Consider the following 11,290-nt stretch of genomic DNA (forward strand, 5'->3'; position numbering starts at 1 on the left):
CCAGTGAATAAAAGCGGTGTAATGCAAAAAAATAAGCCCGGATAAGTTATCCAGGCTTTATATTCTAATTTACTATCACCCCCATAACGTAAATTAGAGGATCAAATATATAATTTTTAGAAATAAAACATAATATAAATTAATTCTCTTCTCTAAATTTTTAATCATTCTACAAAAAACAAAATTCAGAATCCTAATTATATTAAAATGTGATGGTTAAAATTTATTAATTTTCTTTAAGCTAGAGTTGGTAACAATAAATTTATGTTTTACTAGCGCATTTTTAATATGAAAATTTATATCAATGAATTTAGGGATAGAGAATAAGATCGCACTTATTATTGGGAGTGATTCAGGCATAGGTTTAGCAACGGCAAAAACTTTAGCCGCAGAAGGGTGCACTTTAATTTTATCAAGCAGATCTGAAGAAAAGCTAAAACTTGCTAAACAAGAGATATTAAAAGTTAATGATCAAGCCGCTGTTTATTACCACGTGTGTGATATTATTAAAAATGCTGAAGTTGAGGCCCTGGCAGAATATACAGACCGTAATTTTGGGGGAGTTGATATTGTTGTCAATTCAGCGGGAGCGAGAGGAGCTGCGGGCGACTTTCTGGAGTTGACAGATAATGATTGGCATGAGACTATTAATGTTGATCTTATGGGCGCGGTAAGAATTTGTAGAGCTTTTATTCCACAGTTAAAAAAGAAAGGATGGGGAAGAATCGTTCTTATTGCTTCAGAAAATGCATTTCAGCCTTATGAGGAAGAAAGTGCATATAACGCTTGTAAAGCCGCAATAATAAACCTCTCAAAATGCTTGTCTCGTATTTATGGTAAAGATGGTATATTAGTTAATAGTGTGTCACCGGCATATATAGAAACCCCTATGACAGACGCAATGATGGAAGAACTGGCTAAAGAGAAAAATATTAGTGTAGAAGAAGCGGTTGAATGGTTTCTTAAGAACAAGCGGCCACATATTGAGGTGCAAAGACGCGGGCAACCTGATGAGGTGGCAGCGGTGATTACCTTTTTGTGTTCAGAAAAAGCAAGTTTTGTAAACGGAAGTAATTACAGAGTAGATGCAGGCTCTGTAGAATCAGCTTTTAGTTAAAATATGATCGTTAGAAAGACAAATGATGGTTGGGATATAATATATCAATACGCCCATGGTATTCTGGCCGGGCAGATCGCTCACCATCTTAAGCATAAGTTCCGTCCTGAATTTTGGGTTGAGACACTCACGGCAATAATTGAGCATGATGATAATCAACTTGATTTTAATGAAAAACCTTATCTCAATGATGCCGGGATGCCACAGGATTTTACTGAAGTTAATAGATCTGAAGATGAAAACCTGGAACGCGCAGAACGTGTTTTTGATACTGCGATGCGAAAATCTGGCTTCGTTGCGCTGTTAATTTCGCTACATCTGGAATTCTTATACGGCGATCTTGAAAAAACACACAACGGTTTTAAAAAAATGCTGCTCAAGCAAAAGAAAATTAGAAAAGAGCTACGCACTCATTATGGCTTGAGTAAAAAAGAGGCCGCTGCGTATTATGAGATTTTAAGATTTTGCGACAGATGTTCTTTAATACTATGTCAGGAAAAACTTCCTGCGGTAGAAAGAATGCTCGAGATTAACACCAGTATAGAAGGCGAGCAATATTTTATCTTTTGTAGAAATGATGGTAGCATAGGCGTTGAGCCATGGTGCTTTGAAAGCGAAAAGTTTAAAGTAGGAGTAGAGCTGCACCCTGTTACTGAATCAACTTTTAGATCAAACAAAGAATTAAAGAAAGCCTTAGATACAGCCACGTTTAAAAGAGAAACATTCAGCTTTAGAAAATAAATAAAAACCTGCTGATTTTTACGCGAAATCAGCAGGTTTTTGTCTTTTTAAACCGGTTTTCTCAGGCTCTTGGGTTATTCAACTTCTTTGTTTTTTTCCTGAATATTCTCTGCAATACTTTGCACTTCATCCAGAACTCTTAAAAGATTACCGCTCCATAACTTAGCTATTTCATCTTCGGTATAACCTCTTCTAACTAATTCGAGAGTAACATTAAAAGTTTGCGAAGCATCATTCCAGCCTTCTACACCGCCGCCACCATCAAAATCTGAACTAATACCTACGTGTTCTATACCAATAAGATCTACCATATAATCTATATGATCTACAAAATCACTAACATTCACAGCAGGAGGAAGGCTATCTATTGTAGCCATTTTTTTGTCTCTTAGGTCGCTCATGCTATGGTAATGCGCAAAATAATCAACTCTTTCTGCAGGAGATAGATTATGAAAATCTTCACGTTCTACCCACTTATAACCCAGAGAATCCATTATTTCTTTGCCTATTTCTGTACGGTATTTATCTAATGCTGCATCTTTTTCAGGATTTACATAAGATCTAAATGCCACAGCCTGTACCACTCCACCATTTTCTTTAATTAGTTCAAGTTGCTCATCATCAAGATTTCTGCTGTGCTCTCCTAACGCTCTGGCAGAAGAATGTGATGCGATAATAGGAGCTTTACTCAAAGCTACCATTTGTTTCATTGCTTCCTTAGAAGGGTGTGAAACATCTATCATCATTCCCAGACGATTCATTTCTTTAACAACTTCTTTTCCCAGATCACTTACACCATTGTTTAACCAAATGCTGTCTTTCTCACCCGTATTACTATCTGCAAGTTGGCTATGACCATTATGAGCCAGAGACATATATCGAGCTCCGCGGTTGTAAAACTCTTCTACTCTTTTAATATCAGTTCCTATTGGGTAACCATTTTCAACACCTATCATCGCTACTTTTTTACCCGCTTTCACAATACGTCTTACATCATCAGATGTGGTTGCGAGTTCAATTTCATCTGGTGCAATTTCTTCTACCAGTTTATGAATCGCATCAAATTTTGAAATAGCGTTTTCATAAGCCATTTGATAACCTTCATCAGTAAGAGTATCCTGACCGGTATAAACTATAAACCAGGCAACATCAAGACCACCTTCTTTCATTTTGGGTAAAGTAACCTGTGTATCCAGATCCTGCGTATAATTAATAGAATCTGTAAAATTATTGACGTTTATATCGCAGTGCGTATCTAGCGTGATAACATCATTATGTATAGTTCTGGCTCGTACCAGAAGTTCATCCTCAGTTTCTGCAGTTGCGGCTTTCTTTTCTGTAGTACACGAGAAACAACATAGAAAAAGAGGCAAACAACTAAGAAGAAAAATTTTTTGAGATAATTTAAAGGAGTATTTTTTTATCATAGGGTATTACTAATTTAAGACAGTCAATATATAAATAAAAAAGCATTTATTAAGCGCCCTCAGTTGCCGAAGAGGCTTCATATTGAGCTACTTCTTTATTTTCTCTGGCACTTTCAAGTCTAAATTCCTGAGCTTTTAAGAAAATCACAGGGATAAATCCTAAGAATAGGAGTACTCCGGATAGGATCAATAAAGGTAAAATTCCGTAGAACGTGTTTCCGCTAGACAAAACTCCAAGTATCAATGCTGTGCTTAAAGGAAACGAAAGTGCGAGAATATTAATAGAAAAAGTACCATCAAAGGTTTTTTGACCATCAGCTAAATCTTCTTCCTGAGAACCTACCGCAGAAATATGTGCAAAAGGCCAAAAACTACAAGCGCTTAGACCAAAAGCAAGCATTAAGAGAATATCATTTTGAACAGAAACATTAAAAATGTATACAAATGCTGTGCAGGCAAGAACAACAACTCCCGCTCTAAGCAATAGTATAGATAGAATTTGAGTGAACTGTTTACGTCTTATTTTTACCGCCAGGCCTATAAATAGCAGCACTAATGGTGTCATTAACGTACTTAATCTTAAAAGGGTATCGCTTATAACGAAAGGCAGAGAATCTATATTTAAACCAAAACCCAACAGAATCAATGCAGCTGCAATAAAAAGATTCACAGGTTCTGAAATCATAGCAATAAATAGAGATTTCAATTTTGAAGCCTGACTGCGTACCACCTGCGATTGCAGTTTATAATGCCAGTTCATGGCAACCAGATAAAGTATCATTAATACAAAAACCTTATTGCCAAGATCTGCCATCGCAGCTTTTGCCAGATAACCATCTCCTAAATATTCCAAAATAAAAGGAAAACAGGACAGTCCCGGTGCTAATGACGGAATTAACATCTTTGCTGTCCTGTATTTTGGAGAGTTCCTGTAAATGCCCAGTAAAGGTAAAAGCAAGGGAAAACCAAAAAACAGAATGCCGTTTAAGGCTAATGCCATCACTGGCAAAAGCAATAAGCTAGCATCAATTTTAATCCCGAGTAAAGCAATAAATATTGTGGCTGGTAAAGCAAGATTCAGAATAATTTTCTTTATTCCTGAGATCTCATTTTTCCCGTCAAACTTTAGCTTTAGTAGTAAACCTATACCTATAAAAAGAATAAATGTGAATGTCTTTTGTAAAGTAATTTCCATTCTATCAAACTATAATTTCATCAATGGCATCAGTAAAAATTTTCATTTCGTCCATTGTTCCCATGCTTACGCGGCACCAGTTCTGATCCCAAAATTTAAAGGCTCTAACCACAATTTTGCGCTCGTAGATTTGTTCCAGAAAAGCATCGCCTTCCATATCTATGGGGAAAATCACAAAGTTGGTTTCAGAAGGCATAAATTCTATACCTCTTTTTGCCAGATAATCTGTTGTATAGTCACGAGCTTCTTTAATTTTTGCCTTGCAGCTTGTAAGATATTCAGCATCATCCATACTGGTTTTTGCTGCAGCGATAGAAGGTCCTGAAATTCCCATACCTCCACGGGTAACTTTATTAATAGTTTCAAGACTGTCAACATTGCCCAGCATATATCCTATGCGCAAGCCGGCCATACCATGAATCTTAGAGAAGGTGCGTGATACGTAGACATCTTTTCCTTTAGCTACAAGCGGGGCCATACTATTTGCCATGCCGCCATCAGAAAGTTCTATATATGCCTCATCAATAAATACAGGCACACGGTCTGAAACGCGATCGCAAAAATCATAGAGCTTTTTAGTGTCTGTAATTGTAGCGGTAGGATTATTAGGATTTGTAATGTAAACAAGTTTAGTATCATCATCTATTGCAGCTTCCATAGCTTCAAGATCATGTTGATAATCTGGTGTAAGCTTTACAGATTTCCATTTACCACCGGCAGCTTTTGCAACAGATACAAGTGACATATAACTGGGATCTGCACTTATAACATTACCCCCCTCCTGAAACAAGACCATAGCCGTTTTCTCAAGAAGATCTGATGAACCGGGACCCATCATTATTTGATTGGTCTCAACGCCTTCATAAGCCGCAATCTTTTCTACAAGTTCTTCCAGGGAACCCCAGGAATAATGATTACCATCAAAAACGGCTTCCTGAAATGCAGCAGCAGCTTTTTTAGAAGGACCGTGCGGATTCTCATTCCAAACCAGACGAGCTCTCACTGTATTTAGATCAGGAAATTTAGGCGGTGTAAACTCATTAAAAGAGCTATGCGTGTATAAAAACCTGCGGTTATTGTTTTGAGCTTCTTCAACTGTTTTTGACCAGAGAGACTGCGGCGTAACAGCAACAGCTCCTAAAGCTAAAGCTCCGGTTTTCAGCCACTGACGTCGATTTAAGGATTGTGGTTTCATATTTTTTATGTTGGTAGAATTTTAATTGAAGTTAAATTAAATAAGTAGCTGATGCAATGTGAATTATCTAAAAATCAATTACATAAATAAATTTTCATTAAAAATAAACCCCATAAATTGCCAATTTGAAAATGCGAAACTTTATAAAATTTCTTAAAGTATGTGAGATTTTAATATTTAATCGTAATATTGCAATAAAGTATTTAATATGGGTGTTACTAAAACCGAAATTTTTACAGACCAGCAAAATAAAATAGCGCTTTTCGCGAAAGCTTTTGGGCACCCGGCACGTGTTGCAATTCTACAGCATCTTTTTAAAGCTGAAACTTGTATATGCGGTGACCTTGTAGAAGAGATTGGTCTGGCTCAGCCTACTATTTCCCAACATTTGAAAGAGCTTAAAAACCTGGGTTTAATAAAAGGTAATGTAGAAGGTACAAGTGTGTGTTATTGCATTGACACTGAAATCTGGGCATCTATGCAGCAACTTTTTGCTGAGTTTTTAAGTAAAGTACCAGCAACGCAATCAAAATGTTGCTAAAAAATTATCTATATCAATCGCAATATTGCAATTAAATAATAAATATGAAATTATCTCAATTAAAAGATCACTTAGACCAAAAAGAGCAAATAGCTTTTGTGCTTCCTAATGGTACGCTCGTGCCATCTCACTTTCACGTTACAGAAATAGGTCACAGTATTAAGAATTTTATTGATTGTGGCGGTACGGTACGACGGGAAGAGCGTGCCAGTCTTCAATTATGGGAAGCAGATGATTATGATCACAGACTGCATCCTGAAAAACTCAGCGAAATTATCGAGCTTTCTGAGCGAATTTTAGAAATTCCTGATCTGGAAATTGAGGTGGAGTATCAGGGTGATACGATCAATAAATATGATCTTGATTTTGATGGAGAGAATTTTCTGCTAACAAATACTAAAACCGATTGTCTGGCTAAAGATAAGTGCGGTATCACTCCTCAAAAACCAAAAGTTAAATTATCAGATATTCAAAACCAATCCTGCGCACCCGGTTCTGGTTGCTGCTAAATTCATCAATCTAAAAAGCATGTATTCAAAAATTAAAACCTACATAGAAGGTCTCGACCTTAGTTCTGTTTCGCAAGAGCGAAAGGAAACTCTACAACCTTTAATAGATTTCATAAAGAACAAGCGTTCTCAAGAGGTAATTCCTGCTGTGAATTTTATCTGTACGCACAACTCACGCAGAAGCCAGTTAGCGCAAGTTTGGGCACAAGCAGTAGCAGATTATTTTGGTATTGATATCAAAACATATTCTGGTGGAGTAGAAGTGACCGCTTTTCATCCTAATGGTATAAAAACTATTGAAAAAACCGGTTTTTTGATTGAAAAATCGGGAGAAAACAACCCAAAAGTAGCTGTGTATTTTGCAGATGATAAACCCGCTATAACTACCTTTTCTAAGAAATATGATGATGCTGCAAATCCTGAATCTGGTTTTGCTGCTGTTATGACCTGTTCACATGCAGATGAAACTTGCCCGTTTATACCGGGAGCAGAGAAGCGTATTCCTATAATGTATGAAGATCCTAAAGAATTTGATGGTACTTCTCAGGAAACCGAAAAATATGAAGAGCGTAGCAAGCAGATCGCAACAGAAATGAAATACATATTCTCAGCTATTAAATAGTAAAAAATGGCAAACAAAAATCAGGAAACTTCGCATAAAAACTCAAGATCTGAATCAGAAATTAATATAAATCAAGGCAAGAATGCTGAGGCTAAATCGACGCCACAGGGCAAAAAACTTGGATTTTTAGATAGGTTTTTAACGCTCTGGATATTTCTTGCCATGTTAATTGGTGTGGGAGCGGGATATTTTTTCCCGGCCATTCCTGCGCAGATCAATACCTATTCCAGCGGCTCGACTAACTGGCCTATAGCAATTGGATTGATTTTAATGATGTATCCGCCTTTAGCGAAAGTGAATTATAGTCTTTTGCCTAAGGTTTTTAAGAACGTAAAGATCTTGTCGATCTCGTTAATTTTAAACTGGATCATTGGTCCCGTTCTTATGTTTGTGCTTGCACTTCTATTTCTTCAGGATTATCCTGAATATATGGTTGGTCTTATTTTAATAGGTCTGGCGCGTTGCATTGCAATGGTTCTGGTATGGAATGACCTCGCAGAAGGAAGCAGCGAGTACGGTGCAGGTTTAGTTGCTTTAAACAGCATTTTTCAGGTGTTTGGATACAGTTTTTATGCCTGGTTATTTATTACGGTTTTACCGCCATATTTTGGTTTTGAAGGAGCTATTGTAGATATTTCTATTGGTACAATTGCAGAAAGTGTAGCGATATATCTGGGTATTCCCTTTGCTGCCGGCTTGTTAAGCAGATTGGTTTTAGTAAAACTCAAAGGAGAGGAGTGGTACACTGAAACATTTATACCCACAATTTCACCCGTGACGCTTATTGCATTGTTATTTACAATTGTAGTGATGTTCTCATTAAAAGGTGAACTCATCGTTAAAATACCAACAGATGTACTTGTGATCGCTGGCCCGCTATTGATCTACTTTGCGATCATGTTTATAATCGGCTTCTTTTTTAGTAAAGCAATGGGCGCAGATTATGACAAGAACGCGGCGATCTCGTTTACGGCCGCCGGTAATAATTTTGAGCTTGCGATTGCCGTTGCCATTTCAGTATTTGGTCTTAATTCTGGTCAGGCGTTTGCAGGGGTTGTGGGGCCTTTAGTAGAAGTTCCCGCTCTAATTATACTGGTACGTGTTGCTTTTTGGCTAAAGAAAAAATATTACAAAGTGAATACAGCACACATTTAGAAATACGCAAAGTAATGGCTGATTTTGACCTGATTTCAGCCATTATTTCGCCTTTCTTCCCGATTTTTAATGCGTAGTTTTTTCTTGTAAGCCCTTCTTAACTGGCGTTCCTTTTTCTTGTCATCATGATATTCGTCAAGAATATCTTTGGCTTCATACAGCTTTTTGTTTGTGAGATGTAATTTATAATCTAATGTACCTTCACCGTTATCTATTACTTCTATAAACACCTTTTTACCAGATTCTATATAACCCAGCTTATCAGGAATTGCGTTAAGATCGCGCTTTTTAATATTGCGCAGAGGCACAGAAACCCAGATGTTGGTTTTGTTGCCGTAATCTAAATGACCTTCTATAAAGAGATTAAAGGCAGTAGATTGAATTTCCATTTGTGGTATTTCTATGACATCATCATCAATAAATAGTGTATTCTTAATAGGTGCAAAACGAATATCTTCAAAACGTTCTTTTCTAAAAGCTATATTTCCTATTTTCTGAATGGGTGCAAAGCCTTTTAATTGAGCACTTTTAAGATCAAAACTAATTTCACCTTTTAAGGTTTTGGTTTTAAGACCTGTTACGTCATCTATAATACCTTCAAGATTAGAATCTATGGTTATTTCGCCCTGAATTTCATCAGCTTTTTTAAATGATGATAAATTGAAATAATCAAACGCTCTCAAAATTTTACCCAAATCTAATTGCTCTGTTTGAAAATCGATATCAAATCCCGTTTCGCCTGCCTGGCTAATGTCAAAAATCGCATTTAGATTGACTTTTCCGTTCTCATATATAAAACCGGTGTCTTCCAGATAAATGGTATTTTCATCAATATAGTGAGCTTTTGTACTAATCGATTTCACTAAAAAATTATCATAGTTAAACGATTGTAATTTTAGGTTTACGCTGGGATTAAATTTGGCATAAATACCTTGTAAACTCTTTCTAAGAAGGAGATTAGGATTTACTTCAGACTTGTCTTTTTTTGGTTTATCGCTGTCAAGAGTTTCAAATATTTTTATGAAATCAAGCCAGATCATATCTTTTGAAAAGATATTCAATTGAGAAGAAACAGGATCTGACCGGTTGTAAAGCAGAGAAGTAAAATTGTTCAGTTTGCCTGAAAACACTAACTTTTCTCCTGTATCCAGCGGAATTTTCAAAGTTTCTAAAACCGCATTTTTATTAAATAAATGAACATCGAGCGTGTCAATTTTTACACTTATCGTTGTGGGTTTGTAATAAACCGAATTATTAAAAAGCTGTAGCGAACTATTAGTCCCAATAAGTAAATTGTCAAGTGATGTAATTTCGCCACTGTAGGTAGAATTTAGGCTGAAAGTACCTTTAGAAAAGAAGAAATCTTCATTCTTAAGTAAAGTGTTCAGGCTTTCAGATTTACCATTTGCATCTAATTTTAAATCTACAGAAGCAGTGTTTACGACATTGCTGAATTCAGTTTCGCTGAAGCGAAAATCAATGTCTTTATAAGCGCCGGTAATTGAATCAAAATAGAGCGTTAAGTTTTTTTTATTCTGATTTTCTGTGGCGGTAGGCGAAATTCGGTTTATGAAATTTCCATTAAAACTCAGGTTTGTAATATTGATTGTATCATAAACAACTGCCTGATTATTGCGCCCGCTAAATTTGATTTTCACCAAAGGGTTACTTCTATATGCAAAGCTGCCCTCTAAAGTGGTGAAGGTATAAAAAGGCTTCTCTATAACGTATTTATCAAGTTGTTTTTCAATGTTTTGAGAGACCAGACTTTTTATCTCTTCATAATTCGTTTTCTTATTTTCTAGGGAGAATGAAAATGTGCCGATATTGGTGGTATTTATGCCGATTTTAGCCTTAAAATCCTGATTTTTTACTTTTAGATCAAACTGTGGTATTACTAATTTCTCTGTTGTTTTATCAAAATTGTATTCAAAAGAAGCACTTACGCGAGCTTCATTAAAAAATGTTCCCTTATCCAGGTTTAAACCCATTTCATGCATGAGAATATCAACGTCTGCAGAGCCTTTTATCCCATCGTTGTATGGTTTTACAGTGGTAGAAACGTAATCTATTTGAGATGTAATTCGTTTATTTTTTTCAAAATCGAATACGTTGGCTTCAAAATTTTTAATCTGAATTTTTGCATTGTCATGCGAAAACCAATTTTCTTTAGAATTACTTTTTTTATTCTTTCGGTTCTTAGAAACAAATACATGCCCATTGCTGTACCCGGTAGAATCAGTAATTAGGTTAAATTCACCGTTTTCTATGATTATTGATTTAAACTGTATCTTTTTCTTAATTAGCTTTTGAAAGGAAATAACAAGCTGAACCTCTTCTGCAGCAAGTGTTTTATATTGATGAATAGAATAAAGCGAGTCTACAAGTAAGATATTTTTTACCGTCATAGACATAGAAGGAAAATTCTCAAACGAACTTACAGACACATCTTCAAAGGAGAGCGTGCCGTAGTAATTGTTAGCATACCATTCTTCAATCTCGCTAATGACCTGATCTTTATGATTGTTTAAATAATAGTTTATTCCCCAATAGGCGAGGGCCATTAGAAATAGGAGAAACCCTAATACTTTTAATATGTTACGAAGCAGTTTCAGACAATTTTATTTGTGAGAAGGAAGATTGAGCGATGCAGTAAATATATCGTAAAACAGTTTTCCAGGGATAATATTAACTTGAAATACATTTTGGTTTTCATTGTTCACATAAATGACTATCATTATTTATAGATATTACATAATAACCAGTTAATTCTATTAATTGATTAAAA

Annotated in this window: 10 protein-coding genes; 6 read left to right on the plus strand and 4 right to left on the minus strand. The window is 35.9% G+C overall.

What is annotated here, in order from left to right:
- Nucleotides 1–304 precede the first annotated feature (304 nt).
- Together ACH3PA_RS15185 and ACH3PA_RS15190 are read left to right on the plus strand one after the other, a co-directional pair.
- Complete coding sequence (locus ACH3PA_RS15185) at nucleotides 305–1,117, plus strand: SDR family NAD(P)-dependent oxidoreductase (RefSeq protein WP_416441843.1); 813 nt, start codon at nucleotides 305–307, stop codon at nucleotides 1,115–1,117.
- A gap of 3 nt (nucleotides 1,118–1,120) precedes the next feature.
- Nucleotides 1,121–1,858, plus strand: a complete 738-nt coding sequence (locus ACH3PA_RS15190) for a DUF3891 family protein (RefSeq protein WP_416448267.1) — start codon at nucleotides 1,121–1,123, stop codon at nucleotides 1,856–1,858.
- A gap of 74 nt (nucleotides 1,859–1,932) precedes the next feature.
- Here ACH3PA_RS15190 and ACH3PA_RS15195 read toward each other — a convergent pair whose 3' ends face one another.
- The 3 genes from ACH3PA_RS15195 to ACH3PA_RS15205 are packed head-to-tail and all read right to left on the minus strand — an operon-like array spanning nucleotide 1,933 to nucleotide 5,675.
- Complete coding sequence (locus tag ACH3PA_RS15195; RefSeq protein ID WP_416448268.1) at nucleotides 1,933–3,285, minus strand: dipeptidase; 1,353 nt, start codon at nucleotides 3,283–3,285, stop codon at nucleotides 1,933–1,935.
- Nucleotides 3,286–3,334: 49 nt separating this feature from the next.
- Nucleotides 3,335–4,480: a permease gene (locus ACH3PA_RS15200; protein WP_416441849.1), complete on the minus strand. Its 1,146-nt coding sequence runs from the start codon at nucleotides 4,478–4,480 to the stop codon at nucleotides 3,335–3,337.
- Nucleotides 4,481–4,484: 4 nt separating this feature from the next.
- Entirely contained in the window at nucleotides 4,485–5,675 is a 1,191-nt protein-coding gene (locus tag ACH3PA_RS15205) for a pyridoxal phosphate-dependent aminotransferase (protein WP_416441851.1), read from the minus strand.
- A gap of 208 nt (nucleotides 5,676–5,883) precedes the next feature.
- On the opposite strand from ACH3PA_RS15205, the gene ACH3PA_RS15210 reads away from it, so the two are divergent.
- From ACH3PA_RS15210 to arsB, 4 genes are read left to right on the plus strand one after another with little or no spacing between them, the layout of a single operon-like run.
- Complete coding sequence (locus tag ACH3PA_RS15210; RefSeq protein ID WP_416441853.1) at nucleotides 5,884–6,216, plus strand: ArsR/SmtB family transcription factor; 333 nt, start codon at nucleotides 5,884–5,886, stop codon at nucleotides 6,214–6,216.
- A 44-nt stretch (nucleotides 6,217–6,260) separates the two neighbouring features.
- The gene (locus ACH3PA_RS15215; RefSeq protein WP_416441855.1) at nucleotides 6,261–6,725 is read left to right on the plus strand and encodes a DUF6428 family protein; all 465 of its coding nucleotides are present in this window, start codon (nucleotides 6,261–6,263) and stop codon (nucleotides 6,723–6,725) included.
- Between the two features lie 19 nt (nucleotides 6,726–6,744).
- Nucleotides 6,745–7,347, plus strand: coding sequence for a protein-tyrosine-phosphatase (locus tag ACH3PA_RS15220; protein WP_416441857.1), 603 nt, complete (start codon nucleotides 6,745–6,747; stop codon nucleotides 7,345–7,347).
- A 6-nt stretch (nucleotides 7,348–7,353) separates the two neighbouring features.
- Nucleotides 7,354–8,502, plus strand: coding sequence for an ACR3 family arsenite efflux transporter (arsB, locus tag ACH3PA_RS15225; RefSeq protein ID WP_416441859.1), 1,149 nt, complete (start codon nucleotides 7,354–7,356; stop codon nucleotides 8,500–8,502).
- Nucleotides 8,503–8,537: 35 nt separating this feature from the next.
- On the opposite strand, the gene ACH3PA_RS15230 is transcribed toward arsB, so the two are convergent.
- The gene (locus ACH3PA_RS15230) at nucleotides 8,538–11,066 is read right to left on the minus strand and encodes an AsmA-like C-terminal region-containing protein (protein ID WP_416441861.1); all 2,529 of its coding nucleotides are present in this window, start codon (nucleotides 11,064–11,066) and stop codon (nucleotides 8,538–8,540) included.
- Nucleotides 11,067–11,290 lie beyond the last annotated feature (224 nt).

The organism is Leeuwenhoekiella sp. A2 (assembly GCF_047946655.1).
In the GTDB taxonomy this organism is placed as follows: Bacteria; Bacteroidota; Bacteroidia; order Flavobacteriales; family Flavobacteriaceae; genus Leeuwenhoekiella.

Excerpts from the sequence above, each read along its gene's own strand:
- ACH3PA_RS15185 (WP_416441843.1), top strand. The coding sequence starts at position 305 with ATGAATTTAGGGATAGAGAATAAGATCGCACTTATTATTGGGAGTGAT.
- ACH3PA_RS15190 (WP_416448267.1), top strand. The coding sequence starts at position 1,121 with ATGATCGTTAGAAAGACAAATGATGGTTGGGATATAATATATCAATAC.
- ACH3PA_RS15195 (WP_416448268.1), bottom strand. The coding sequence starts at position 3,285 with ATGATAAAAAAATACTCCTTTAAATTATCTCAAAAAATTTTTCTTCTT.
- ACH3PA_RS15200 (WP_416441849.1), bottom strand. The coding sequence starts at position 4,480 with ATGGAAATTACTTTACAAAAGACATTCACATTTATTCTTTTTATAGGT.
- ACH3PA_RS15205 (WP_416441851.1), bottom strand. The coding sequence starts at position 5,675 with ATGAAACCACAATCCTTAAATCGACGTCAGTGGCTGAAAACCGGAGCT.
- ACH3PA_RS15210 (WP_416441853.1), top strand. The coding sequence starts at position 5,884 with ATGGGTGTTACTAAAACCGAAATTTTTACAGACCAGCAAAATAAAATA.
- ACH3PA_RS15215 (WP_416441855.1), top strand. The coding sequence starts at position 6,261 with ATGAAATTATCTCAATTAAAAGATCACTTAGACCAAAAAGAGCAAATA.
- ACH3PA_RS15220 (WP_416441857.1), top strand. The coding sequence starts at position 6,745 with ATGTATTCAAAAATTAAAACCTACATAGAAGGTCTCGACCTTAGTTCT.
- arsB (WP_416441859.1), top strand. The coding sequence starts at position 7,354 with ATGGCAAACAAAAATCAGGAAACTTCGCATAAAAACTCAAGATCTGAA.
- ACH3PA_RS15230 (WP_416441861.1), bottom strand. The coding sequence starts at position 11,066 with ATGGCCCTCGCCTATTGGGGAATAAACTATTATTTAAACAATCATAAA.